20 protein-coding genes are annotated in these 24,673 nt (G+C 73.1%); 5 read left to right on the forward strand and 15 right to left on the reverse strand.

All coding sequences use genetic code 11. The features are described 5' to 3' along the window. Nucleotides 1-35 precede the first annotated feature (35 nt). The 8 genes from ABD223_RS22990 to ABD223_RS23025 all read right to left on the reverse strand — a co-directional run bounded on the left by ABD223_RS22990 (nt 36) and on the right by ABD223_RS23025 (nt 10,027). Nucleotides 36-986 carry an acyl-CoA dehydrogenase family protein gene (locus ABD223_RS22990; protein WP_344038463.1) on the reverse strand — a complete coding sequence of 317 codons (951 nt, stop codon included), beginning with the start codon at nt 984-986 and terminating at the stop codon, nt 36-38. Then, nucleotides 983-2,119: an acyl-CoA dehydrogenase family protein gene (locus tag ABD223_RS22995; RefSeq protein WP_344038464.1), complete on the reverse strand. Its 1,137-nt coding sequence runs from the start codon at nt 2,117-2,119 to the stop codon at nt 983-985. Before ABD223_RS22995 ends, ABD223_RS22990 begins: the two co-directional genes overlap by 4 nt. Further along, complete coding sequence (locus ABD223_RS23000) at nt 2,116-2,937, reverse strand: thioesterase domain-containing protein (protein ID WP_344038466.1); 822 nt, start codon at nt 2,935-2,937, stop codon at nt 2,116-2,118. Before ABD223_RS23000 ends, ABD223_RS22995 begins: the two co-directional genes overlap by 4 nt. After that, a complete protein-coding gene (locus ABD223_RS23005; protein WP_344038467.1) occupies nt 2,937-6,233 on the reverse strand; it encodes a non-ribosomal peptide synthetase in 3,297 nt (1,098 codons plus the stop codon). The genes ABD223_RS23000 and ABD223_RS23005 overlap by 1 nt, the downstream gene beginning before the upstream one ends. 17 nt (nt 6,234-6,250) lie before the next feature. Further along, on the reverse strand, nt 6,251-6,427 hold the full coding sequence (locus ABD223_RS23010; protein ID WP_344038468.1) for an MbtH family protein: 177 nt from the start codon (nt 6,425-6,427) through the stop codon (nt 6,251-6,253). Between the two features lie 5 nt (nt 6,428-6,432). Further along, nucleotides 6,433-9,510, reverse strand: a complete 3,078-nt coding sequence (locus tag ABD223_RS23015; RefSeq protein WP_344038469.1) for a non-ribosomal peptide synthetase — start codon at nt 9,508-9,510, stop codon at nt 6,433-6,435. Between the two features lie 63 nt (nt 9,511-9,573). Beyond that, nucleotides 9,574-9,792 carry a hypothetical protein gene (locus ABD223_RS23020; RefSeq protein ID WP_344038470.1) on the reverse strand — a complete coding sequence of 73 codons (219 nt, stop codon included), beginning with the start codon at nt 9,790-9,792 and terminating at the stop codon, nt 9,574-9,576. Between the two features lie 37 nt (nt 9,793-9,829). Further along, on the reverse strand, nt 9,830-10,027 hold the full coding sequence (locus ABD223_RS23025; protein ID WP_344038472.1) for a hypothetical protein: 198 nt from the start codon (nt 10,025-10,027) through the stop codon (nt 9,830-9,832). Nucleotides 10,028-10,156: 129 nt separating this feature from the next. Here ABD223_RS23025 and ABD223_RS23030 point away from each other — a divergent pair, with 129 nt between their 5' ends. Genes ABD223_RS23030 through ABD223_RS23040 form a run of 3 tightly spaced genes read left to right on the forward strand, consistent with a single transcriptional unit; the run spans nt 10,157 to nt 13,002 of the window. After that, the gene (locus tag ABD223_RS23030; RefSeq protein WP_344038474.1) at nt 10,157-11,275 is read left to right on the forward strand and encodes an argininosuccinate synthase domain-containing protein; all 1,119 of its coding nucleotides are present in this window, start codon (nt 10,157-10,159) and stop codon (nt 11,273-11,275) included. Nucleotides 11,276-11,293: 18 nt separating this feature from the next. Further along, nucleotides 11,294-12,277: an aldo/keto reductase gene (locus tag ABD223_RS23035; protein WP_344038475.1), complete on the forward strand. Its 984-nt coding sequence runs from the start codon at nt 11,294-11,296 to the stop codon at nt 12,275-12,277. Continuing rightward, nucleotides 12,274-13,002, forward strand: coding sequence for a sulfotransferase-like domain-containing protein (locus ABD223_RS23040; protein WP_344038476.1), 729 nt, complete (start codon nt 12,274-12,276; stop codon nt 13,000-13,002). Before ABD223_RS23035 ends, ABD223_RS23040 begins: the two co-directional genes overlap by 4 nt. A gap of 110 nt (nt 13,003-13,112) precedes the next feature. Here the strand turns inward: ABD223_RS23040 and ABD223_RS23045 are convergent, their stop codons facing one another. The 4 genes from ABD223_RS23045 to ABD223_RS23060 form a co-directional block, all read right to left on the reverse strand. Further along, nucleotides 13,113-14,327 carry a S8 family peptidase gene (locus ABD223_RS23045; protein WP_344038477.1) on the reverse strand — a complete coding sequence of 405 codons (1,215 nt, stop codon included), beginning with the start codon at nt 14,325-14,327 and terminating at the stop codon, nt 13,113-13,115. Nucleotides 14,328-14,574: 247 nt separating this feature from the next. Then, nucleotides 14,575-15,483, reverse strand: coding sequence for an XRE family transcriptional regulator (locus tag ABD223_RS23050; protein ID WP_344038478.1), 909 nt, complete (start codon nt 15,481-15,483; stop codon nt 14,575-14,577). 63 nt (nt 15,484-15,546) lie between these two features. Further along, nucleotides 15,547-16,206 carry a response regulator transcription factor gene (locus ABD223_RS23055; protein WP_344038479.1) on the reverse strand — a complete coding sequence of 220 codons (660 nt, stop codon included), beginning with the start codon at nt 16,204-16,206 and terminating at the stop codon, nt 15,547-15,549. Between the two features lie 4 nt (nt 16,207-16,210). After that, nucleotides 16,211-17,542 (reverse strand): sensor histidine kinase, encoded by a 1,332-nt coding sequence (locus ABD223_RS23060; protein ID WP_344038480.1) that lies wholly within the window; start codon nt 17,540-17,542, stop codon nt 16,211-16,213. Between the two features lie 199 nt (nt 17,543-17,741). On the opposite strand from ABD223_RS23060, the gene ABD223_RS23065 reads away from it, so the two are divergent. Beyond that, nucleotides 17,742-18,839 (forward strand): Clp protease N-terminal domain-containing protein, encoded by a 1,098-nt coding sequence (locus tag ABD223_RS23065; RefSeq protein ID WP_344038481.1) that lies wholly within the window; start codon nt 17,742-17,744, stop codon nt 18,837-18,839. Nucleotides 18,840-18,940: 101 nt separating this feature from the next. Here the strand turns inward: ABD223_RS23065 and ABD223_RS23070 are convergent, their stop codons facing one another. The 3 genes from ABD223_RS23070 to ABD223_RS23080 all read right to left on the reverse strand — a co-directional run bounded on the left by ABD223_RS23070 (nt 18,941) and on the right by ABD223_RS23080 (nt 24,139). Next, entirely contained in the window at nt 18,941-21,205 is a 2,265-nt protein-coding gene (locus ABD223_RS23070) for a rhamnogalacturonan lyase family protein (RefSeq protein ID WP_344038482.1), read from the reverse strand. Between the two features lie 752 nt (nt 21,206-21,957). Then, nucleotides 21,958-23,415: a peptide MFS transporter gene (locus ABD223_RS23075; RefSeq protein ID WP_344038483.1), complete on the reverse strand. Its 1,458-nt coding sequence runs from the start codon at nt 23,413-23,415 to the stop codon at nt 21,958-21,960. 79 nt (nt 23,416-23,494) lie between these two features. Next, a complete protein-coding gene (locus ABD223_RS23080; RefSeq protein ID WP_344038484.1) occupies nt 23,495-24,139 on the reverse strand; it encodes a permease prefix domain 1-containing protein in 645 nt (214 codons plus the stop codon). Nucleotides 24,140-24,238: 99 nt separating this feature from the next. On the opposite strand from ABD223_RS23080, the gene ABD223_RS23085 reads away from it, so the two are divergent. After that, nucleotides 24,239-24,658 (forward strand): hypothetical protein, encoded by a 420-nt coding sequence (locus ABD223_RS23085; RefSeq protein WP_344038485.1) that lies wholly within the window; start codon nt 24,239-24,241, stop codon nt 24,656-24,658. Nucleotides 24,659-24,673: the final 15 nt, after the last annotated feature.

The following is a 24,673-nucleotide window of genomic DNA, read 5'->3' on the forward strand; positions in this document are numbered from 1 at the left end:
CACCTGCCCCCGGCCGGCCGTCGTCGGCTCCACCGTCATGGCGTCCCCCGACCGTCGCGCCGCAGCCGGGACGGGGTGCCGAGCCGCACCGACTCGACCGCGGCCCGCCGGTAGTACAGCTGGGCGTCGTTGTCGGAGACCATGCCCGCCGCCCCGTTGACCTGCATCGTCTGCACGGTCAGGCGGAGCGCCAGCTCCGCCGCCGCGGCGAGGACGGCCGCCGCGTGCGCGACCGCGTCGCGGTCGTGCACCAGCAGGCGCGTCGCGTCGACGTGCATGGACAGCTCGCTGAGCCGGAACGCCACGCCCTGGAACTTGCCGATGGGCTGGCCGAACTGGCGGCGCGCCTTGGCGTACTCGACGGCGTGGTCGAGCGCGGCCTGCGACAGCCCCACCAGGTAGGCGGCCTGGCGGACGCGCGCGGTGGCCAGCGCCGGCCCCCACTCGGCGGAGCCGGCCCACGCGGTCACGGGCGTGTCCGCGAACTCCACCTCGTACGCCTCGCCCCGGCCGGTCTCCTCGTGCCGCCGCACCTGGATGGACGGGTGGTCGGCGGGCACGAGCGCCAGGCTCGTGCCGTCGTCGCCGGCGCCGCCGACGACGAAGTGGTCCACCTCCGTCGCGAACCCGACGAAGGACCGCCGCGCGGTGATCGAGTCGCCCCCGGCGGTCAGCGGCTCGTCCGAGACCGCCAGCGCCACCGGCGAGTGCCCGACGCCCCCGTCCGGGAACAGCTCCCGCGCGGTGAGCGTGTCCAGCAGCGGCCCCTGGTACAGCACCGACCCGAGCAGCTCGGCCACCCGCGTGCCGTCGGGCTCGTCGAGCGCGCCGAGCCCGACCAGCCCCTGCCACACCATCGAGCGGATCTCGCGGCCGTCCTCGCCGTCCTCCGCGCCCGTGCGCGGCCGGTCGGCCATCCGGCGCACCATCGGCGCCAGTTCCTCGTCGAAGAAGTCCGCGATGGCCGCGGTTCCCCTGTCCGTCATGACGGCAACCCCAGTTTCGACGTGGCGACGAAGTAGAGCATCACTTCCGAGGACCCCTGGGCGAGCGTGAGGCCCGGCGCCTCGCGCAGCGAGGAGTCGAACAGGCCCTCGGCGATCGACGAGGGGTCGCGCGCGTCCAGCAGCGCCTGCGGCCCGAGCAGCTCGACCGCCGCCACCGACAGCGCCTTGGCCGTCTCGGACGTGTACCACTTGGCGGTCGCCGAGTGCACCTCGTCGGGCTTCCCCTCGTGCAGGTTGGCGATGCACCGCCAGGCCAGCAGCCGGGCCGCGCGCACCCGCGTCTCCAGCTCCACCAGGCGTTCCTCGGAGCCGGGCGGCGCGTGCTCGCGCAGCGCGGCCAGCGTGCGCTCCGCCTTGGCCGAGTGGTCGAGCCCGGTGCGCTCCAGGGGCAGCACGTTGTTGAGCACCTGCCACCCGTCGTCGACGTCGCCGAGCACGTCCTCGGGCCCGACGCGGATCCCGCCGAGCGTCACCAGGTCGAACCGCTCCTCGGACAGGTTCCACACCGGCTCGATGACCACGCCGACGCTCTGGAGCGGCACCAGGAACAGCGTGATGCCGAAGAAGTTCACCGGACCGGTCGACGTGCGGGCCGCGCACAGCGCGAAATCGCTGTGCTGCGCCTTCATGTTGTAGATCTTCCGGCCGCGCAGGCGCCAGTTGTCGCCGTCCGGCTCGGCGCGCGTGGTCAGCGACGCCAGGTCGGAGCCGACGTCCGGCTCGCTGAACAGCACGTTGGCCGTGGTCTCACCGCGCGCGAGGCCCGGCAGGAACCGCTCCTTCTGCTCCGGGGTGCCGAACAGGTTGATGGCGTTGCCGACGATGTCCACGCCCAGCGAGTGCACGTTCTCGGGCACGCCGTGGCGGATCATCTCCTCGGTGACGATCGCCTTGTCCACGATCGTGCCGCCCGACCCGCCGTAGCGCTCCGGCCAGTTGATCGCGAGCCAGCCGAGCTTGCCCAGCCGCCGGTGCACGTCGAGCAGACCGGTCTCCTGCCCGAACGGCATCCGCCGGGACCGCGCGATCTCGTCGCGCACCGGGTCCTCGCACAGCAGCTTGCAGACTTCTCGTCGGAATTCTTCCTGTTCCGGCGTGCAGGCCGGCATCATCGTGCACTCACCTCGCTCAATTCGTCGCGCATCGCTTCCGCCAGCGCATCGATGTGTGGGGGTTGGAGCATGGTGTAGTGGTCGCCCGACACCACGCGGACGGCGTCGGCGAGGGGCCGCCACCGCTCGACGTACGCGGAGCCGGAGTCCTCCGAGGACAGCAGCACCACCCGCGCGTCGACGCGCGACGGCCGGTGCGCCAGGAACGCGCGCACGTTGGCCGAGAACACCTCGAACCGCGTCGCCAGCTCGGACCCGCCCGGTTCGACGCCCATCCCCGCGACGTCGGCGTCGAACCAGGCGCGCAGCTCGTCGTCGCGGGGTGCGGACGGCGCGTCGGGGATGCCGGTGTCGAGCACCAGCACCACCCCGACGTCACCGTCCTGGCGCGCCATCTCCAGCGCCACCGCGCCGCCGGCCGACCAGCCGCCCAGGACCAGCGGCCCGTCGGGCCGGACCTCGCGCACCGCGGCCAGGTAGGCGGCGGCCGTGTCGGGCAGCGACCGCTGCTCGACCGGGCCGCCGTCCAGGCCGGGGCTCTCCAGCGCGTGCACGGGCTGGTCGTCGCCCAGCAGCGCGGCCAGCGCGACGTAGGGCGCGACCGACCCGCCCACCGCGTGCACGAGGAACAGCGGGGGCCGCGTGCCCTCGGGCTTGAGCGGCACGAGCGGGGACACCGCCCGTCGCGGCGAGCCCGGTCCCGGGGGGACGGGGGCGGCCCCGCTTCGCGCGAGGGCCTCCTCCCGCCTGTCCCGCAACCGGAGCCGCAGCAACGCGCTCCGCTTCTCCTCCAGGGTGGTCGGCCGTGCGGCGTCCATCAGCTGGACTTCCCCAGCAGCCGGTCGACTTCCTCCTCCGACATCTCGGCGATCTGGGCCTCCAGCTGCGCCACCTCGTCGTCGCCCAGCAGCGCGCGCTGCGCGTCGTCGACCTTCTCGGCGAACTGGCTGAGCAGCGGGTAGCTGAACAGCCGCCGCGGGTCCAGGGTGACCTGGAAGGCGTCGCGCACCCGCGAGATCATCTGCGTCACCTGGAGCGAGTTGCCGCCGAGGACGAAGAAGTTGTCCTGCGCGCCGACGCTGCCCGGTTCGAGGCTCAGCAGGCCGGTCCAGATCTCGGCGATCCGGCGCTCCGTCTCGGTGGTCAGCTCGACCGGCTTCTCGTCGCCGCCGGGCCGCGGGTCGGGCAGCTTCGCGTGGTCGACCTTGCCGGTCGAGGTCAGCGGGAGCTGCTCCAGCTCCACGAAGTCGGTCGGCACCATGTGCAGGGGCAGTCGCCCGGTCAGGTGCTCGCGCAGCGCGTCCTGCTCGAACTCGCCGACGACGTAGGCGGCGAGCCAGGCCGACGGCGTGCCCGCCTCGCGCACGGTCACGACGCACTGCCGCACGCCCTCGAAGCCCTCGATGGCGTGCTCGACCTCGCCCAGCTCGACCCGCAGGCCGCGCAGCTTCACCTGGCGGTCGACTCGACCCAGGAACTCCAGGTTGCCGTCGGTGTTCCAGCGCACCAGGTCGCCGGTGGCGTACATGCGCTCGCCCGGGTTCGCGGCGAACGGGTCGGGCAGGAACTTCGCGGCGGTCTGGTCGGGGCGGCCGAGGTAGCCGGTCGCCAGGCCCGCGCCCGCCATGAACAGCTCGCCGGGCACGCCGACCGGCACCGGCCGCAACGCGCTGTCGAGCACGTAGGCGCGCTGGTTGGCCATGGCCCGCCCGATCGGCGGCGGACCGTCCAGCGGCTCCGGCGGGCACAGGTAGTCGACGCACGTGACGGTGACCTCGGTGGGGCCGTACCCGTTGTGGAACTCGCGCCCCGGCTTGCTCCACCGGTTGACCAGCTCCGGGCCGAACGGCTCCATGCCGATGAAGCACACCCGCAGGTCGTCCAGCTCGGACGGGTCGAGCAGCCCGAGCACGGCGGGCGGGATGTCCACCATGGTCACCCGCTCCTGCGACAGCAGCGCCTGGAGCTTCTCCGGGTCGAGCAGCTCGGCGCGCGGCGCGCCCACGATGGTGCCGCCGGCGGTCAGCGTCGAGAACACGTCCGACACGCTCACGTCGAAGGCCGGGTTGGAGAACTGCACGATGCGGTCGTCCGGCGTCACGGAGAACATCCGCTGGAAGGTGGTGCAGAAGTTGACCACGGCCCGGTGGGGGACGATGACGCCCTTGGGGGTGCCGGTCGAACCCGACGTGTAGATGACGTAGGCCGCGTCCTCCTGCCCCACGCTCACCGAGGGGGGCGAGACCTCGCGGCCGTCGAGGGCGTCCGTGTCCAGCAGGACCCGTCCGATCTCCGAGGGCACCTTGTCGGCCAGGTCCGACGTCGTCACCACGGCGGCCACGTCGGCGTCGCCCAGCTGGTAGGCGAGCCGGTCCGCCGGGTACTGCGGGTCGAGCGCCAGCCAGGCGCCGCCCGCCTTGAGCACGCCCAGCTCGGCGGCCGGCAGGTCGAACCCGCGCTCCAGCAGCACGCCGACCACGCGCCCCGGCTCCACCTTGAAGTCCTCGACGAGCGCGTTCGCCAGCCGGTTGGACCGCTCGTCGAGCTGCGCGTAGGTCAGGTCCTCCCCGCCGAAGCGCATCGCGACCGCGTCGGGCGCCTCGGCGACGCGCGCCGCGACCAGCTCGTGCAGCAGGCGGCCGTCGACCTCGCCCTGCTCGGGGTTCCACTCGGTGAGCACGCGCCGCTGTTCGTCCTCGGACATGATGCCCAGCTCGTCCAGCCGGGCGTCCGGGCGGCTCAGCGCGTCGGCCATGACCGTGCTGAAGTGCCGCACCAGCCGCTCGATGCTCTCGTGCTCGAACAGCTCCGAGGAGTACTCGATCCACACGCCCAGCCCGCCGTCCGGCAGGTCGTTGATCTGGAAGGTGCAGTCGAACCGGCACGTCTCGGGCTGCGGCGTCAGCATCTCGACCTCGACGCCGGGGAAGCTCCAGCGCGCGATCATCGACTCCGGCAGCAGGGTGAACAGGTGCGCGACCACCGGGTTGCGGCCCGGCACCCGCTCCGGCTTCAGCTCCTCGACCAGGCGGCCGAACGGCACGTCCTGGTTCGCCATCGCCTCGATGACGTTGTTGTTGGCGGCCTGCGCCAGGTCGCGGAACGTGGGGTTGCCCTGGAGGTCGCCGCGGACGATCACCGTGTTGGCGAAGAAGCCCATCATGGACTCGGTCTCGGAGCGCGTCCGGCCGGACAGGACCGACCCGAGCGCGATGTCCTCCTGACCGGTGTAGCGGCCCAGCACGACCTGGTAGGCGGCCATCGTCAGGGCGAGCAGCGAGACGTTCTCGCTCTTCGCCAGCTCGCGGATGCCGCGCGCGAGGTCGTCGGGCAGGCGGGCCTCGTGGATGCGCCCCGCACCGGTGGGCGCGGCCGGCCGCTGGTGGTCGCTGCGCCACTCCAGCGGCTCCATGCCGTCCACGGCGGAGTGCCAGTAGTCGATCTGCTTGGTCGGCTCCTCGCTGAGCAGCCACAGCCGCTGCCACGCCGCGTAGTCGGCGGGCTGGAGGGTCAGCTCGGGGAACTCCGCGCCGTCCGGGTCGGTGTAGCGGGCCGTCAGCTCCTCGGCGAACTGGCGCGACGACCAGCCGTCGATGACGATGTGGTGCCACACGATGGACAGCACGTGGTCGTCGGGGCCGAGGCGCAGCAGGCCGAACCGGTACGGAGGCTCGTTGCGCAGGTCGAACTCCTCGCGCACGTGCTCGTCGATCCAGTCCTGGACGGACTCCTCGGACCCGTCGACGACCGGCAGCTCCCACGTCGAGGGCGGCGGGTCGACCCGCTGGAACGGCACGCCGTGCTCGTCGCCGAACCGGGTGCGCAGGCTCTCGTGCCGCGACACGATCCCGCGCAGCGCGCCGGACAGCGCGTCCACGTCGAGCTGCCCGCGCAGGCGCATCGCGAACGGCACGTTGTACACCGGGGCGCCCGCGACCATCTGGTGCAGGAACCACAGGAACCGCTGCTGCTCGGCGATGGCCATCTTCTCGGTGCGGGGCACCGCGACGATCCGCTCCCGCTCGGCCTTCTCCGCCACGCGCTGGCGGACCTTCATCTCCAGCAAGGCGCGCCGGATGTCGGCGACGTTGCCGCCCTCTGGTGTGGTGCTCATGGTCTCGGTCTCCTCCTTCACCTTCGCACGCTCAACGGGCGCAAGTCGGTCCACACCTGCGCGATGTGCGCCAGGCACTCGTCCTTGTCGCCTTCGGCGCCGGCTTCGCGCCAGCCGTCGGGGATGTCCCTGCCGGCGGGCCAGATCGAGTACTGCTCCTCGTGGTTCACCACCACGACGAACTTCTCCTCCATAGCGCTTACCTCTCCTGTGCTACCAGGGCGGGAACGTCGGCCAGCTCGGTCAGGTAGCGGTCGAGCGCTTCGAGCCCGGCCGCCGGCCGCGCCGACGGGGCCGAGCGGCCGAACCGCTCGGTGTCGAACTGCCGGGAGCTGTCGGTGAACATCCCGTCGAACTCGGGTGGCGCCTCGTCGCTGCCGTCGACCGGTGGCGGCAGCAGCAGGCTGAGCCGGACGAGCCGCTCGTCGGGCTCGGCGACGGCCTCCAGGCGGGCGCGGAACTCCGCGTAGCCGACCCGGTCGAGCCGGCACCGCTCGGCCAGCGCCTCGAACGCCTCGGCGAAGCGCAGCGACACGGGCCACAGCACGTGCACCGCGCCGTCGGGCACCTCGACGTCGCCGGTGGCGGCGCGGGCCACGAACCGGCTCACCACGTCCACCGGCGTCAGGTCGGTCGCCGCCCCGGTCGGGAAGACGCACCCGGTGCGGACGCACGCGTACAGCAGGTTGTGCGCCAGCGAACCGGGGTTCGCCACGCCCGTCGACCGGTGCGGCCACACCTCGCCGAGCCGGTACGCCACCGACTCGACGCCCTGCTTGCGCGCGGTGGCCAGCAGGCACTCCGCGACGTACTTCGACCGGTTGTAGCCGTCCTCGGCGACCTGCTCCGGCTCCGGGACCTGGTCCTCGGTGATGAGCGGGTCGGTCGGCCCGGCGGCCGGGAAGATGCTCAGGGTGGACAGGGTGTGCACGCGCGCGCCGCCCGCGGCGAGCTTGATCAGCTCCTGCACGCCGAGCACGTTGGTCGGCCGGTGGTCCAGGTAGTCGGTCAGGAAGTTGACCGCGCCCGCGGCGTTGACGATGCCGGACACGGTCGACGCGAGCTCGTCGAACCGCTCCTGCGACAGGCCGAGCAGCTCGCTGCCCAGGTCGCAGGGGACCACCTCGGCCCGCCCGCTCCTGATCGCCTCGGGCAGCTGCCGGCGGGCGGACGTCAGCCGGTACCGGTCGAGGACCTCGTCCAGCCGCCGGGCGCCGTCGGCCGGGTCGGAGCACCGGACCAGGCAGATCAGGTCGGCGTTGGAGCGCACCAGCAGCTCGGCGAGGACGTGCGCGCCGACGAACCCGGTCACGCCGGTGAGCAGCAGCGACCGCGGCGGGCTCCACTCCAGGTCGTGCCTCATGTAGGCCAGCTCGGCGCTGTCGTCGTCGCCGTCGCCGGTCAGCCGCTGCGCCTGGGCGCGCACGGTCGAGGCGACGAGGAAGTCCCTGGGCCGCACCGGCCTGCCCAGCCGCTCGCTGACCGCGACGGTGAGCCGGTACGCGGCCAGCGAGTTGCCGCCGTAGTCGGGGAACGGCACGGTCACCGAGACCCGGTCCCGCTCCAGCACCTCGCACCACGCGGAGCAGATCAGCTCCTCCATCGGGTCGGCGGGCGGCTCCACGTCCTCCACCGGGCCCTCCGCCGACCCGGCCCCGTTCGCCAGGAGCGCGGTCAGCGCCTTGCGGTCGGCCTTGCCGTTGCGGTTGAGCGGGAAGGCGTCGAGCACGACGATGCGCTGCGGCACGTGCTCCGCCGGGAGCTTCCCCGCCGCGTGCTCGCGGAGCTGCTCGACCGACGGCGGCTCGTCCGCCGACCGCGGCGTGACGCAGCCGACCAGCGCGCACTCCGGCGCCTCGCCGAGCACGACCGCCATCGCGCTGCCCACGAGCGGGTGGTCGGACAGGGCGGAGGCGACGTCGCCCAGCTCCACCCGCACGCCGCCGAGCTTGACCTGCTCGTCGCCCCGGCCGATGAAGTGCAGCAGCCCGTCCTCGTCGACCCGTCCCAGGTCGCCCGTCCGGTAGAGCCGGTCGCCGGGCACGCCGGGGACCGGGTTGTCCACGAACGCCCGCGCGGTGCGCTCGGGGTCGTTGAGGTAGCCCGCGCCGAGGCACTCGCCGCCGAGGTGGATCTCGCCGGGCGTGCCGACGGGGACGGGTCGCAGGTCCTCGTCGAGCACGATCGCGGCGGTGTTGTCGATGGGGCGCCCGATCGGGATCCGGTCCACGTCGGCGTCCGTGACGTCGTGGAACACCGACCCGATCGAGCACTCCGTCGGCCCGAACGTGTTGGTGACCTCGACACCGGGCAGCAGCGCGCGCAGCCGGTGCACGACGCCGGCGTTGGCCGCCTCGCCGCCGATGAGCATCCGCCGCAGGCTCGACGTCGCGTCGCGCAGGTCCTCGCGCAGCTCCAGCAGCGCGACGAACGCCGCGAGCACGGACGGCACGAAGTCGGTGACCGTGACCCCGTAGCGGCCGATGGTCGTCGCGGTCTCCTCCAGGTCGAGGATGCCGTCGCGGTGCGGCAGCACGACCTGCCCGCCGGACACCAGCGGCCACAGCACCTGCCACATCGAGGAGTCGAACGTGGACCGGCTGTTCTGGAGCGTCACGTGGCCGGACCCGTCGCCGAACCGGCGCGACATCGCGGTCAGCCTGTTGACCAGGCCGCGGTGGTGGTTGAGCGCGCACTTGGGCGCACCGGTCGAACCGGACGTGTAGAACCCGTAGATCAGGTCGAGGGGTCCGGGGTCGCGGCCCGGCGGCAGGGGCGCGGAGCCGGCGGGACCGGGTGGCGGCTCCGCGCAGTCGACGACGACGGCCGACACGGACGGCCCCAGCTCGGCGGCCGTGCCCGCGGTCGCGGGCGACACCACGACGGCGGGCGGCGCCAGCTCGGCCACGATCGCGCCGAGGCGGTCGAGCGGCCAGGCCGGGTCCAGCGGCACGAACGCCGAGCCCGTCTTCATCACCCCGAAGAGCGCGGTCGGGAACTCGGGTCCGTCCGCCACCAGCACGGGCACGAGCTGCCGCGCCGCCACGCCGCGGCCGATCAACCGGTTGGCCACCACGTCGGACGCGGCGTCGAGGTCGGCGTAGGTCATCGTGACGTCCCGGTAGCGGATCGCGGGACGGTCCGGCGCGGCGCGCGCCTGCTCGCGGAACAGGTCGAGGACGGTGCTGTCCCGCGGGAACGCGTGCCGCGGCCCCAGGGATAAGTGGACAGGGCTCAGGTCGTGGTCGTTCGAGTGCGTGTGCTCATGGCTTCGCATCGAGTCCCCATAGTCTCGACTGGCGGGAGGTGCCTCTTTCACGTGGATCGGCAGCTGATCCGGTCAAGTATTCGTGGAATGCCGAAGTCGATGTGCAAATCCGGTGTTGCGGGTGTGCGTGCGCCAATCGGTGACGGGGGCGAACGCCCTCGTCACCGCATCCTCCGGGGCCCCAGTGCCGAGCAGTCGGGTGTTGATCCGCTCAATGCCGAATGTCGTGCCGCCAGTGGTGGTTCCGCAGGGGTGGTGGCGGAGGATCAGCGGGTGCTCGATCATCTGCACCTGTAATCCCATGTCACAGGGGTACCCGACGTCCTGGTCACCATGCCGCCGTCACTCGAACAGAGTAAAGTTTCCTTTGCCCATTGTGGACGATGATCTTCGAGTTCGCCGCCCCGATCGGCCCGCGCGCTCCCGCCGCCACCAGGAAGAATGCACCTGAAAGCACGCCGGGGTAGATCACGTCGATCAGGGTGTTATTACTTTGCGTAATGCCGAAGTGGGCCCTGATCAACATGTCGGATCGCCGGCCGCGCGTTAAGGTCGGTGGACGTCGACGTATTGATCGTCGAATCCCCCTGTTCTTCTACGCGAGGAGGAGCGCGTGCTTCGGGCCGGTGAAAACGAACGTACCGGGTTATTTCAAGTGGGAGGTCTTTCCTCCCTGGCCGTCGGGATCTGGCTCCACGAGCTGTCCGCCCCGACGAAGCACTACGTCGCCGACATCGGGCAATCGGATCGCGCGGAACTGGACGCGCTCGTCTCTTCCCTGCGGGCGTTCGGCGCCGAGGTCGTGCTCGTCGACCTGAGGTCGTCGATGGCCGCCGTGGCGTCGGACCTGCTGCGGTACCGCGCCCGCCACGACGGCGGCTACTGGAACACGACCGGCGCCGCGCGCTTCGTGCTCGTCAACGAGCTGGCGCCGCTGATGCGGGAGGACGGCTGCCGGGTGCTCGCCCACGGCTGCGTCGGCGGCGGCAACGACCAGCGGCGCTTCGCCCGCTACAGCGCCCAGGTCGCGCCGGAGCTGACCGTCCTCGAACCCTGGACGGACCCGCGGGCGCTGGAGCGGTTCCCCGACCGCGCCGCCATGACCGAAGCCGTCGTCCGGCACGGGCTGCGCCTCGACCCGGGCAGCGGGACCGAGCGGTCCACCGACGCCAACCTCGCCGGCGCCTCGCACGAGTCGGCCGAGCTGGAGGACCTCGACACGCCGGTCACCCGGCTCGACCCCCGGTGGAGCCGGTGGCCCGAGCAGGCCCCGGCCGAGCCCGAGACCGTCACCATCACCTTCCGCGACGGACGGGTCGTCGACGTCGACGGCAGCGGACCCGACCCGGTCGACTGGATGGCGCGCGCCAACGAGGTCGGCGCGCGGCAGGGCGTCTGGCTGCGCGACGTGGTCGAGCGGCGCATCATCGGCACCGTCTGCCGGGGCATCTACGAGGCGCCGGGCCTGGAACTGCTCGAACGCGCCTGGACCCGCATCCTGCAAGCCTGCCTCGACGCCGCCGGGCGCGAGCTCTACGACCGGCTGGGCGCCGCCCTGGGCGCCGCGATGTACGAGGGGCGGTGGCTCGAACCGGCCGCGCGCGCGGCGCGGGACGGCGTCGACCGGCTCCTCGACGAGGTCGGCGGCAGCGTGACCCTGTCCGTCCACCGGGGCATCGCCCGCGTCGAGCGGGTGAAGGTCGCCGGCGGAGTGGTGCAGCAGACCAGGTTCGGCTCGGGCGGCAACCGCTGGAGCCGGGTGGCCACCGTCTAGGAGTGGGAGGAGGAACCGATGCGTGAGCGACGATTCGGCCGCCTGGACTGGCGGGTCGGCGACATCGGCTGCGGCATGTGGGGCGTCGCGGGCGGGGAGGGCGGGTGGACCGGCGCCGACGACGAGACGGGTGAGGCGGCGCTCGACGAGGCCGTGGGGCTGGGGTGCACGTTCTTCGACACCGCCTGGATCTACGGCCGCGGGCACAGCGAGGAGATGCTCGGGAGGCTCGTCCGGCGGCACCCGGAGCGCAGGCTCCGGACCGCGACCAAACCGCCGCCCAAGGACCGCCGGTGGCCGTCCACCCGGGAGTCGCGGCTGTCCGACGTGTACCCGCCGGACCACCTCTGGGAGTACCTGCGCCGCAGCCTCGAAGGGCTCGGCGCGCCGTCCGTGGACCTGTTCCAGTTCCACGTCTGGGAGGACGCCTGGGCGAACGACCCGGCCTGGCAGGACACCGTCGCCGAGATGAAGGAGCGGGGGCTGGTCAAGGGCGTCGGCATCAGCGTCAACCGGTGGGAGCCCTGGAACGTGCTGCGGACGCTGGAAACCGGGCTCATCGACTCGGTGCAGGTCATCTACAACATCTTCGACCAGGCGCCCGAGGACGAGCTGTTCCCGGCGTGCCGCGAGCTGGACGTCGCGGTGATCGCCCGGGTGCCCTTCGACGAGGGCACGCTCACCGGCACCCTCACCCGCGAGACCCGCTGGCCCGAGGGCGACTGGCGCAACACCTACTTCGTCCCGGAGAACCTGGAGGCGAGCGTGGAGCGGGCCGAGCAGCTGGCCCGGATCGTGCCCGAGGGCATGACCATGCCCGAGCTCGCGCTGCGCTTCATCCTCCAGAACCCCGACGTCTCCACCGTGATCCCCGGGATGCGCAACCCCGCGCACGTCCGGGCGAACATCGCCACCAGTGACGCCGAACCGCTGAGCGAGGAGCTGATGACCCGACTGCGCGAACACCGCTGGGACCGCAAGCCGACGGAGTGGTCGCAGTGAGCGCCGCGCCGAAGCCCGTGGTGCTGTGGGCGGTGCCCCGCTCGCGGTCCACCGCGTTCCTGCGGATCATGCTCGAACGCGGCGACCTCGAAGTCGCCCACGAGCCGTTCTCGTACCTCCAGGTGGACGGCCACTTCGAGTTCGCGGGCCGGCGAGCCACGTCGCCGGTCGAGCTGCTCGACGCGCTGCTCGACGTCAACGCCACCGAGCGCCGGGTGTTCGCCAAGGACACCTCCGACTACCGGTACGCGCCGCTGCTGGAGGACGACCGCCTGTTCACCGACGTCATCAACACCTTCATGATCCGGGAACCGAAGGGCGCCATCTCCTCGCACTACGCCATGAACCCGGACGCCGCCCTGGACGAGTACGGGTTCGAGTACCTGCACGCCATCTTCGACGCCGTGCGGTCGACCACCGGGGAGGTGCCGCTGGTGATCGACGGCGACGACCTCGTGGCCAACCCGGAGGCGGTGGTCCGGGCGTACTGCGAGCGGGTCGGGCTGGAGTTCATGCCCGAGGCGCTGAGCTGGAAACCGGGTGAGCAGGAGAACTGGCGGCGCACGGGCCGCTGGCACGCGGAAGTGGCCGAGAGCAGCGGGCTGGTGGCCAAGGCGCCGGAGCGGCGCGAGACGCCCGACACCAACGAGCACCTGCGCCGCGTCGCCGAGCACCACCAGCCGTTCTACGACGAGCTCGCGCGACACCGCCTCGTCGCCGTCTAGGCCCGTCGCCGCGCGGAGCTCCGCCCGGCGCCGGGGAGAGTCGGCGCCGGGCGGGGGTCGTCGGGCGGTTGGTCGTCGGCGGTTGGTCCCGAGAGGTCGGTTCCGGGCGGTTAGTTGAGGAAGCCGGTGTTGAGCAGGGCGTTGGGCGACGTGCTGCCGATGCCCGTCAGCCGACCCGTGGAGGAGTTGTCCACCAGGGCGTTGCGGACCTGCGCCGGGGTCGCCGACGGGTACCGCGACAGGTACAGCGCCGCCGCGCCCGCCACGTGCGGCGAGGCCATGGACGTGCCCGTCATCGTCGCGGCGCCGGTGCTGCTGGAATAGGAGGCCGAGACGATGCCGGTGCCCGGCGCCCAGATGTCCAGGCAGGAACCGTAGTTGCTCGGGCCGGTGCCGCTGTGCCGCTGGTCGTTCCTGGTGCTGTTGCCGACGGTGATGGCGGCGGTGACGTACTGCGGGCTGTAGTGGCAGGCGTCGTCACCGGAGTTGCCCGCCGCCTGCACGAACTGCACCCCGCTGCCGACCAGGTTCTTCACCGCGGTGTCGATCGCGGGGCTGGAGCACCGGCTGCGGCAGCCGATGCTGTAGTTGACCACGGCCGGCTTGACCGCGTTGGCGCGCACCCACTCGATGCCCGCGATGATGTCGTCGTCCGCGCCGTTGCCCCGGCAGTCCAGCACGCGCACCGCCGACACGGTCGCCTTCTTGGCCACGCCGAAGCGGGCGCCCACCGCGGTGCCGGCGACGTGCGTGCCGTGGCCGTGGCAGTCGGTCGGGGAGGAGTCGTTGTCCACGAGGTCGCGGCCGGGCGCCACGCGACCGGTGAACTCGGCGTGCCCGGCGTTGATGCCGCTGTCCAGCACGTAGACGCGCACGCCCCGACCCGGGTTCGCCGGGTACGTGAACGAGCCGTCGAGCGGCAGGGCCCGCTGGTCGATGCGGTCGACGCCCCAGTTGGGCGGGTTGGTCTGGGTGTCGAGCGCGCGGACGTACTGCGCCTGCTGGACGCGGGCCACCGCGGGGTTCGCGGCGACCGCCCTGGCCTGGGCCTCGGTCAGGGAGGCCGAGAAGCCCTGGATCACCGCGCCGAAGGTGTGGCGCAGGCCGCCGCCGTGCCGGCGCACCAGGGCCGCGGCGGTGTCGGGCGCCGACGTGCCGTCCTTGAACGTGACGATGTAGCGGCCGGGCACGGCGTCGGGGCTGTCCGCGCCGTGGACGGTCCCACCGGGTTGGGCGGTGGCGGGCAGGGAGAGCAGCGGCGAGACCACGGCGGCCAGCGCGGCCACCGTCAGCCCGCGGCGCAGCCCACGAGAAGAAAAGCGCATGGGAATTCCTCGACTTCGCAGGGTGTGGGCAGCGCTCACCGAATGACGTGATGCCCTCGCGTGTTCGGTGGGCGCCGCCGGAAGAGGCGCGTCCCGGGAATGGCTCGTGACCACCCAGGCCCCGGGAGCGGATTCAGTCTCGCCTTTTCCCCGCGATGGTGACAAGACGTCGGGCGTCGGGCGTTTTTCCCCGCCGGAGTCCGCTCAACTTGAAGCGGACCACCCGTTCAGCGGTGTGCGGGCCGGGTCAGCGGTCCCAGTGAAGGCTGTAGCGGCCGGGCTCCGCACCGGGCACCACCAGCTGCGCGCAGCCCGAGGAGTCGAGCGGGACGGGCCCGGTGCGGGCCACGGTGTCCTCCGGGCCGGTGCGCAGCTCCCACCGGCACGCCGACGGCACCGACCGCGGGTCGAACGCCGCCTCCAGCACGTAGTCGCCCACCGGGAAACGCAGTTTGCGCTCCACGAAAAAGGACCTGCCGGTCATCGGCGGCACCAGGAACTCGTATTCGATGAGGATCGCGTCGTGCGCCGAGAGGACCCGGTCGAAAACGAGGGACGCGATCAGCGTGCCGATTTCCGGGCGGTACAGCTCGTGCTCGACCGCGCAGTGCCGCAGCGGCTTGACGCGCGGCGCGACCGGGTGCGGCCGCTCGAACCGGTAGGCCGCGCTGAGCCTGGTCACGCCGTCGCGCTCGGCGCGCAGCACCTGCCGGACGCGCAACGACCGCTCGTCGTGGTCCGGGCCGAGGCGGACCAGGTCGTGCTGGCCGATCCGGGTCAGGTGCTCGTCGTCGCGGTCGAACCGGCTCAGCAGCCGGGGCACCAGCGGCTCCTGCGGCCACACCGCCTCACGCGTCAACGGGCCCGCGGCCCCGCGCCTGCGCGCCGGGGTGACCAGCGAGGACAGCGAACCCGGCACGACGCCGAGCACTTCCTCCAGCACGCCGATCGCCACCAGCGAGTCGTGCCGGGTCGGTGTGCTGCGCCCGGACTGCCACTGGCTCAGGGTGGCCACGCTGACCGGCGTGCCGCGCTGCGCGAGCCGGTAGCGGACCCGCTCCAACCCCAGCCCGCTGCCGTCGATGGCCGCCCGCAGCGCCACGGGGAACGGGCCTGCCGCCACCCGGTCGTCGAGCCTGCGCCGTTCGGCCCCCATCCCGTACCCACTTCCGCCGTCCTCCGCAAAGGTAACCCGCGCGGTCAACCCCGGAGGTCGGCGTCAGCCGGGTGGTTCGGCGAGCAGGCCCGCCTCGTGCGCGACGATCGCCGCCTGCACCCGGTTCGCGCAGCCCAACCGGGTCAGCACGCGGCTCAGGTGCGCCTTCACCGTGCCGGCGCCGAGGAACAGCTCGGCGGCGATCTCCGCGTTGGACGCGCCCGTGCCCACCAGCCGCAGCACGTCCCGCTCGGTCGGCGACAGCTCCCGGACCCGCCGCCGCGCGTCCTCCGCGCCGTCACCGGGCACGAGGTGCCGCTCGACCAGCCTGCGGGTGATCTGCGGCGCGAGCACGGACTCGCCCCGCGCCGCCGTGCGCACCGCGTGCACCAGGTCGGCGGGCCCGGTGTCCTTGAGCAGGAACCCCGTCGCGCCCGCGCGCATCGCCTCGGCCACGTAGCGGTCCTCGCCGAACGTGGTGAGCACCACGACGTTCGTGCGCGGGCTGAGCCGGGAGATCTCACCGGTCGCGGCGAGGCCGTCGCCGCCGGGCATCCGGATGTCCAGCAGCGCCACGTCCACCTCGTGCTCCCGGCACGCGCGCACCGCGGCCGGTCCGTCGCCCGCCTCCGCCACCACCTCGACGTCGGGCGCGTTCGCCAGGATCAGGCCGATCCCGGCGCGCATGAGGGCTTCGTCGTCGGCGATGAGCACGCGGATCACCGGCTCACCTTACGGCGAGCAGCACGGCCAACCCGCCGATCATCGCCACCAGCGCCAACCCCACCACCAGCGCGACGCAGCCGATGCCGAGGACGCGGGGCACCGTCAGCACGTCGGTCCCGCGCGGCGGCGGCACCTCCTCGCCGACGTCCTCCGGCGTCGGCAGCAGGGGCACGTCCGGCGGTCGCCGGGGCAGGTCCAGCCGCACCGCGAACCCGCCCGCCTCGGGCTTCGCCGAGAACCCGCCGCCCAGCAGCGCCACCCGCTCGCCGAGCGCGACGAGCCCGCGCCCGGTGCCGGGCAGCGCCCGCGGCGCGCGCGCCGGGCCGTTGGTCACGGCCACCCGGACCCGGTCGCCCCCGGCGTCGACCTCCACCGCGGCGGTCGCCGTCGCCGCGTGCCGGTGCACGTTGGTCAGCCCCTCGCGCACGGCCCGGTGCACCGCCCGGCGGGTCCGCGCGTCCACGCCGGACAGGTCGTCACCGCGCCACACCAGCCGCACGTCGACGCCCGCGGCGCGCGAGTGCTCCACCAGCGCCGCCACGTCGGCCCGCGTGCCGGTCAGCTCGGCGTCCTCCGCGCCGCCGCCACCGGGCACGCCCAGCACCGCGAGGATCTGCCGCAGCTCGTCCAGCGCGGTCCCCGCGGTCGTGCGCAGCAGTTCCGCCTGCGCGCTGAGCTGCGGCGCGCTGGTCGTGGTCCGGTACTCCAGCGCGCCGGCGTGCATCGAGATCAGGCTGAGCCGGTGACCGAGCAGGTCGTGCATCTCCCCGGCGATGCGGGCGCGTTCCCGCGCGCGGGCGTGCGCGGCGGTCAGCAGGGCGGCGCGCTCCAGGTACTCGTTGCGCTCGCGCAACAACCGGGTCAGCGGGCGTCGACCGCCCAGCAGCGCGCCGGCCAGCGCGGGCAGGCCCAGCAGCACCGCCGAACCCGCCCCGTGCACCAGGAGCAGCAGGCCCAGGGGCTCCCCGGAGGGGTCCAGCAGCACGCCCGCCCCGGTCGACACCGCGACCGCCGCGCCCGTGACGAGCAGGGCCCGCCCGACCGGGCGGACCCGCCGACCGGCCGTCACGGCGGTGACCACCGCGCCGATCAGCGCGCCCAGCGGCGACGCGGCGCCGAGCAGGGCGGAGCCGAGGAACGCGGGCACGGGCCGGCGGTGGCGCGCCAGGACGAGCGCCGCGCTGACCACCGGGGCGGCCACCGCCACCACGACGTGCGTGGCGACCAGCCACGGCGACACCGCACCCGCCACGACGACCAATGACGACAGCAGCACGTCGCGCGGCGGGGTGCGCCGGATCGCGGCGGCGGTGTCGTGGAGCCGGGGGTGCACGGGCTTCTCCAGGGTGGTTCGGCGGCGAGCCCATCCTCCCCGGTCCGGTCGGTCACCGGCTTGCGCCGGTCGGCCGGCGTTCCAGGCCGACCGGCCGGCGGGGGTGGCTGGTCGGCCGGCGGGGGTGGCCGGTTGGCAGCAGCGCCGGGCCGGTGGTCGTTCGTAGCGTCGGCGCCAACCCCGCACCGAGGAGGAGCCCGTGACCGGACGCACCGCCCGCACCGCCACCCCGTCGCCGCAGGTGGTCAACGTCCTGGCGGCCGCCGTGCGCCGGGCCGCCCGGCTGGGCTTCCCGTTCGTGGGCACCGAGAACCTGCTGATCGCCCTGATCGACGCGGACGGCGCGGGTCGCGTGCTCGGTCGGGGCATGCTGCGGGCGGAGGCGGCGGCCCGGGGCTCGGACCACTGGGCCGGCGACGACGCCGGTTCCGGTGGTGCGCCGGACGGCGTTGGTCCCGGTAGCGCGCCGGACGGCGCTGGTCCCGGTGGTGCGCCGGACGACGCCGTGACGGCCCTGCTGCGGGAAGCCCACCACCGAGCCCGCCACAGCGCCCGCCATCGCGCCCGTCAGCAGACCGCCCTGCCCGGGAGCGGGGCCTTGCGCGAGTGCCTGGGCCAGGCGATCGCCGACGCCCGGGGTGGCGTGCTGACCACCGCCCACCTCGCGTCGGCCCTGCTGCGCGCGCCGTCCGGGCGGGCCGCCGAGCTGTTCACCGTGCGGCGGGTGGACGTCGGGGCGGCGGTCGCGGCCGTGCGCGCGGCGGCGGAACCGGAGGACGCGCCCGCCGTGGGGTTGCTGCGCAAGGGCGGGGCGCTGAGGGGTGAGGCCGGTCGCGGGCACGTGCGCTGGATGTTCCGGGTCTTCGCCCGGGGCAACGGTCTCGGCGGTCCGGTGCTCGTGGTGGTGCGGAACGAGGCGGAACGGCACGCCGTGCGGGCCGGCCGGTCCGCGCCCGCCGCGATCGACCTCGTGGCGGCGGTGCTGGCGCTGGACGACCAGCTGGCGTCCGCCGGCCTGCGGCTGCGCCCGGAGCACGAGTCCGGGGGAGCGGTCGCGCTGCGCGCGGCGGGGGTGGACCCGGTGGCGCTGCTGGGCGCGGACGTCCAGCCGGCGGAGGGCGAGCTGGAACGGGCCTCGGCGGGGGCGAGGCTCGTGGCGGCCCGCCGGGGTGACGCCGTGGTGGGCGCCGAGCACCTGCTCGTGGCCCTGCTCGACGACCCCGCCGACCCGATCGGACCCGCGCTGCGCGGCCTCGGCGTCGACCCGGCCGGGCTGCGCGCGTCGCTGGGGGAGTGACGGCGGCCCCGCACACCCCTCGCCTGCGGGGCGACCGCCGGGTGCTCGCGGGTGGCCGAGCCGGTGGGCACGGGCACGCGCGAGCGCTTCGGTGAGGGGGATCAGCCGGCGTAGTGCACGTCCGGCCAGGGCGGGGTGGCCATGCCGCCGCCGATGTGGAAGCTGGGGTGCGGGGGCTGGTTGTAGGCGGTGTTCTGCCAGGCGATGGCGGCCCGGTACTGGGTGTCGTGCATCAGCGTCGGGATGCGCCGGTCGGTCTGGTGCGGGGTGGAGTAGATGCGCAGGGCGCGGTTGTCGCTGGTGCGCCAGACGACTTCCTCGCGCCAGTCGCCGAACAGGTCCGCGCTCACCGCCGGCGTGGACTTGCTGCCGTTGTTGGAGGCCACCCCGCTGCCGGTGAGCAGTCGGGTGTCGCCACCGGTGCCGTACTTGTCGATGCGGGTGCCGTCGAGCAGCTCGCGGGACGGGTCGCCGTCCCACCAGGCCAGGAAGTTCGCCGAGGACGGCTTGCGGCCGACGCCGGTGCCGCGGGTGTCGCGGATCTGGGTGTCGGCGCTGGACCAGGACTCCGCGCCGGGGTTGCCGGCGTAGATGTCGGCCGACACGCCGCGGCCGTTGTCACCGGCCGGCGAGGTCCGCCACAGCACCTGGCCGGTGCGGGCGTCGGCGAACCACGTGCCGGGCTGGCTGCCGTTCTCGGAGATCTTGTAGTACTCCAGGCCCGGACGCGACGGGTCGAGGTCGCCCAGGTGACCGGCGTCGCCGTGGCCGAACCGGGTGTTCCACAGGCCGCGGCCGTTGTCGTCGATGGTGGCCGCGCCGTAGACGATCTCGTCGCGACCGTCGGCGTCGACGTCTCCGACGGTCAGGGAGTGGTTGCCCTGACCGGCGTAGGTGCCGTTGCCGGAGGCGTTGGAGTCGAACGTCCACCGCTTGGTGAGCCGGCCGTCGCGGAAGTCCCAGGCGGCGATGACCGCGCGGGTGTAGTAGCCGCGGGCCATGATCAGTGACGGTCGTGCGCCGTCGAGGTAGGCGGTGCCCGCGAGGAAGCGGTCGACACGGTTGCCGTAGGTGTCGCCCCAGGAGCCGACGTTGCCGCGCGGCGGGTCGTAGTTGACCGTGGACATCGCCGCGCCGGTCTGGCCGTTGAACATGGTCAGGAACTCCGGGCCCGCCAGGATGTAGCCGCCGGAGTTGCGGTGGTCCGCGGAACCGTTGCCGATCACCGTGCCCCGACCGTCCCTGGTGCCGTCCGCGGTCTTCATCGCGACCTCGGCCTTGCCGTCACCGTCGTAGTCGTAGACCTGGAACTGCGTGTAGTGCGCGCCGGCCCGGATGTTGCGACCCAGGTCGATGCGCCACAACCGGGTGCCCTGAAGGGTGTAGGCGTCGATGAAGACGTTGCCCGTCACACCGGACTGGGAGTTGTCCTTCGCGTTGTCCGGATCCCACTTGAGCACGAACTCGTAATCGCCGTCACCGTCCAGGTCGCCCACACTCGCGTCGTTGGCGACGTAACCGGAGCCCGGCGAGGAGATCGGCACGTCCCGGTAGCCCGACCCGAACGACAACGAGGCGGGCGAGGCGGCCTGCTCCGACCCGTTCACCACCGCGCGCACCGTGTACGAGGCATCCGCCGCCGCACCGCCGTCGAGGTAGTTCGTCGACGAGGTGATCGGGGAGGAGTTCAGCCTCGTGCCACCCCGGTAGACGTTGAACCCCACGTTCTGCGGGTCACCGGCCAACAACCGCCAGCTCACCAGGTTCCCGCTGCCCGACCGCACGCTCACCACACCGCGGTCCAACCGCTCCACCTGCTTGCGACCCGTCGGGTCACCGGGTCCCGGCCCGGGACCCTGATCCGTGGTGGTCGTCGTGGTCGTCGTATTCGTGGTGGTCGTGGTCGTGGTCGTGGTCGTGGTTGTGGTGGTGGTCGTGGTGGTCGGGTCGACGCCACCCGTGCACGCGGTCCCGTTGAGCGTGAACGACGACGGCGTGCCGACGTCGGTGCCGCTCATCGTGCCGTTGAACCCGAACGTCGCCGAACCACCCGTCGGGATCACCCGGTTGTAGTCCACGTTGGACGCCGTCACACTCGCGCCCGACGCGGCGAACTCCGCGTTCCAACCCTGGCCGAACCGCTCCGAACCCGGGAACGTCCAGGCCAGTCGCCAGCCGTCCACCGGGTCGCCCAGGTTCCTGATCGTGACGTTGGCGGAGAACCCGCCCTGCCACTTGTTCTGCACCGTGAAGTCGACCCCGCAACCGGGGGCGGCCGACGCCGACCCCGCGATCACGAAGCCGCCCGTCAGCGCGCTGATCGCCGTGGCGGCGGCGGCCATTCGCGCTCTTGAGTTGATGGGCACCGTTGCTCCATTCACTCATCCGCGCCTGGGAGCGCTCCCAGACGCGGGTCGATGTGTCCTGTGGTCGTGGAGTCGGCCGAGCTGTTCGCCAGTGTGATTGAAACGATTCAATAACTGGCGGACGTCTCCACGGAAAGCGCTATCCAAGTAGAGGTCACGTGGTCGATGAGGTTGTTCGCCGTGCTGTGGCTTTCAACGGATCTCTTTGGCGCTCATGATGTTCGATCGCCAGCGGCAGGTGAGGTAGACCGTACGAACGCCGCTGTGCCGGTGTCAACAGTTGTTTCGGGAAAGTTTCGACGCCGGCGGCGGGCGGTGCGCTCCCTGGGTGGTGGCGCCGGCGGTGAAGGTGTGGTCCGTCGACCGAATGGCCTAGTGCGATCGTGGTGGTGATCTGGGAGCGTTACCAGGAACGTGGGTCGCGGGGTGGTCCGAAGGACCGCCACCGCTGCCGGGGGGAGAAGGGGCGGTCCCGGCCGCGCGGGGGGAGCGGCTCGGGACCGTGGCAGCCCCCGGCCGCGCTGGGGGGAGGTGCGGCCGGGGGCGAGTTCAGTGGTCGGCGCGGCGGTCGCCTCTCGGCGAGTGGCACGACGCGGCTCCAGCCGAACGGTTTTCCGCGAAGGCTTTGTAGTTGAGGCCCGGGGGACACGGACCGCGCCGACCACCTGTTACAACGGAGGTGAGGGGGTTGTTGTTTCACCCCAGGGACGTGTCCTCGGTCTCAGTGCCCGTCGCGCGCCCGCCACGCGCCCTCAGCGCACGCCGCTCATCAGCTTCCGGATGAACGGCCCGGCCGCGACCAGCAGCAGGGCGAACACGACGGCCGCGCCGCCGACCAGCGCGAAGTACGGCGCCTCGTTTCGAACGTCGTAGTGCTCGGCCAGCGAACCGGCGGTGGCCGTGCCCAGCGCGACGGACAGGTAATTCAGCGCCACCAACCGGCTCGGGAACGCCTTCGGGGCCAGCTTGGTGGACAGCGACAGGCCTACCGGTGACAGCATCAGCTCGGCCACGCTGAACACCAGCAGGATGAGCGCCATCATCGCCAGGGGCGAGGTGTTGCCCGTGCCGCCCGACATCGGCAGGAACATCAGGAACGCCACGCCCATGAGCCCGGTGCCCAGCGCGAACTTGGTCGGGGTCGACGGCTGGCGCGGCCCCAGCCTCGTCCACAGCGCCGCGAACGCCCCGGCCAGCAGGATGATGAAGACGGGGTTGAGGGAGTTGACCCACGCCACCGGCATCTCCCGGCCGAGCAGCGTGCGGTCCAGGCGCTGGTCCACGTAGATCACCACGACGGTGAACTGCTGCTGGAACAGGGCGAAGAACACGAAGCTCGCCAGGAACATCGGGATGAAGGAGCAGACGCGCCTGCGCTCCACGGCGGTGATCCGCCCGCTGCGCAGGATGATCGCGAAGTAGGCGACGGCCACCGCGGTGATGAGCACCACGGTGACGTCGGCGAGGTTGTCCGGTCGGACCACGTCGGTGAGCACGAGCACGACGACCAAGGCCGCCGCCGCCACCACGCCCGCGGCGAGCAACGGCCGGCGCGCGGCCGGCAGCGGGTTCGGCACCTCGTCGGACCCCGGCGGGAACCTCCTGCGGCCGAACCAGTACTGGGTCAGGCCCGCGGCCATGCCGATCGCGGCCAGGCCGAAGCCGTAATGGAAGCCCAGTCGCACCTGCGCCAGGCCGGTGAGCAGCGGCCCGATGAACGCGCCCAGGTTGACGCCCAGGTAGAACAGGGAGAACCCGGCGTCGCGGCGTTCGTCGCCCTCCGCGTACAGCGAGCCGACCAGCACGGTGGCGTTGGCCTTGAGCCAGCCGCTGCCCAGCGCGACCGCGCCCAGGCCGACGCCCACGCCGAGGAAGCCGGGCAGCAGCGCCAGGGCCACGTGGCCGAGCATGACCAGGCTCGCGCCGGCGAACAGGACCCGTTCGGGTCCGGCGAGGCGGTCGGCCGCCCAGGCGCCGACGACCGTGGACAGGTAGACCAGGCCGCCGTACGCGCCGACGATGCTCGTCGCGGTGGTCTCGGACAGGCCGAGCCCGCCCTCGGTCGCCGAGTGGTAGAGGTAGATGGTCAGGATGGCCTGCATCCCGTAGAACGAGAACCGCTCCCACATCTCGACGCCGAAGAGGGTGGCCAGGGAACCCGGGTGGCCGAAGAACCCCCCGACCCCGCTCCGCTCAGGGGCGGCGCTCATGTCCGGTCCTCCCCGCCTCGGTCCGGCCGCACCACCGCGGGTACCCGGTGGGGCGCGGCGTAAGTGCCACTGACGGGTGTTACCGGTTGACGGCCCTCGCGCACTCTCGGCAGGAGCGGGCGGACGTCGCGACCGCACCGTGCGACACGGCGGCGAGCGCGCAGGCCAGGGACGTCAGCGGCCAGTTCGCGGACAGGGCCGAGACCACGGCCAGCGCCAGTGCGGCGAGCGCCATGCCGGCGGAGGCGGCGGTCGCGGTCCAGGCGACGGCGCGCGGCAGCCGGTGCGGCGCGGGCAGCAGGCGGGTGAGCGGGCCGGTGGCGGCCAGCGCGGTGACGGCGAGCAGCCCGGCGGTGGTCGCCACGGCGGCCAGGTGCGCGGCCAGGGCGCCCAGCCGCCAGTCCGCACCCGGCGAGGCGGTGTGCACGAGGAGCCGGCACACGACCAGCACGGGCGCGGTGACGCCGACCACCCGCGCGGTGAGGCGCGCCTGGGCGATGGCCAGCTCCCGCTGGAACAGCGGCGCCAGCTCGTCCGTCGCGCCGAACTCGCGCAGCGCGTGCCGGGCCGCGTGGGCACGGGGCACGCCGGCGCGCGTCTGCGCCTCGACCGCGTCGGTGAGGCCGTCGTGGACCTCGCGCATCATGGCGGACTTGACCCGCGCCGGGCCGCGCAGGGCCCCGGCCAGGGCGGTGACGTAGTCCGCCACCGGGTCGGCGCTCACGTCGCAGTCCCCTTCATGGGTAGGCAGCCTACACAAGAGGCGCACGCGCCTGGTATGCATTGGCTGTCTACATGTGGATCGTTCCCAGGAGGCACGCCGGTGTCCAAGTTCCTGCTCTCCCTGCACGTGCTCGCCGCCGTCCTGGCCGTGGGGCCCATCACCGTGGCCGCCTCGCTGTTCCCCCGCGTCGCGCGCGGGCCGGCGAACGGCGTCGCGGCCTTCCTGCACCGCACCTGCCGCACGTACGCGGCGGTCGGCGTCGCCGTGCCCGTGTTCGGGCTGGCCACCGGCGCGTCGATGGGCGTCCTCGGCGACGCGTGGCTGCTGGTGTCGATCGCGCTGACCTCGGTCGCCGCCGGCCTGCTGGCGCTGGTCATCCTGCCCGCGCAGCGGGACGTCCTGGCCGGCCGGGACGGGCTCGCCGCCCGGCTGGCCGGGTTCACCGGCGCGTTCAACCTGCTCTGGGCGGTCGTCGTGGTGCTGATGATCGTCCGACCCGGCTCGACGACGGGCGCGTGACCGCCGACCGGCCCT

The organism is Saccharothrix xinjiangensis (genome assembly GCF_039527585.1).
Classification (GTDB): Bacteria; Actinomycetota; Actinomycetes; order Mycobacteriales; family Pseudonocardiaceae; genus Actinosynnema; species Actinosynnema xinjiangensis.

What these genes read in the sequence shown, in the direction of transcription:
- ABD223_RS23025 (WP_344038472.1), bottom strand. Translation starts at nt 10,027, where the DNA reads ATGTTGATCAGGGCCCACTTCGGCATTACGCAAAGTAATAACACCCTG.
- ABD223_RS22990 (WP_344038463.1), bottom strand. Translation starts at nt 986, where the DNA reads ATGACGGACAGGGGAACCGCGGCCATCGCGGACTTCTTCGACGAGGAA.
- ABD223_RS23010 (WP_344038468.1), bottom strand. Translation starts at nt 6,427, where the DNA reads ATGGAGGAGAAGTTCGTCGTGGTGGTGAACCACGAGGAGCAGTACTCG.
- ABD223_RS22995 (WP_344038464.1), bottom strand. Translation starts at nt 2,119, where the DNA reads ATGATGCCGGCCTGCACGCCGGAACAGGAAGAATTCCGACGAGAAGTC.
- ABD223_RS23075 (WP_344038483.1), bottom strand. Translation starts at nt 23,415, where the DNA reads ATGAGCGCCGCCCCTGAGCGGAGCGGGGTCGGGGGGTTCTTCGGCCAC.
- ABD223_RS23050 (WP_344038478.1), bottom strand. Translation starts at nt 15,483, where the DNA reads ATGGGGGCCGAACGGCGCAGGCTCGACGACCGGGTGGCGGCAGGCCCG.
- ABD223_RS23005 (WP_344038467.1), bottom strand. Translation starts at nt 6,233, where the DNA reads ATGAGCACCACACCAGAGGGCGGCAACGTCGCCGACATCCGGCGCGCC.
- ABD223_RS23015 (WP_344038469.1), bottom strand. Translation starts at nt 9,510, where the DNA reads ATGCGAAGCCATGAGCACACGCACTCGAACGACCACGACCTGAGCCCT.
- ABD223_RS23045 (WP_344038477.1), bottom strand. Translation starts at nt 14,327, where the DNA reads ATGCGCTTTTCTTCTCGTGGGCTGCGCCGCGGGCTGACGGTGGCCGCG.
- ABD223_RS23035 (WP_344038475.1), top strand. Translation starts at nt 11,294, where the DNA reads ATGCGTGAGCGACGATTCGGCCGCCTGGACTGGCGGGTCGGCGACATC.
- ABD223_RS23000 (WP_344038466.1), bottom strand. Translation starts at nt 2,937, where the DNA reads ATGGACGCCGCACGGCCGACCACCCTGGAGGAGAAGCGGAGCGCGTTG.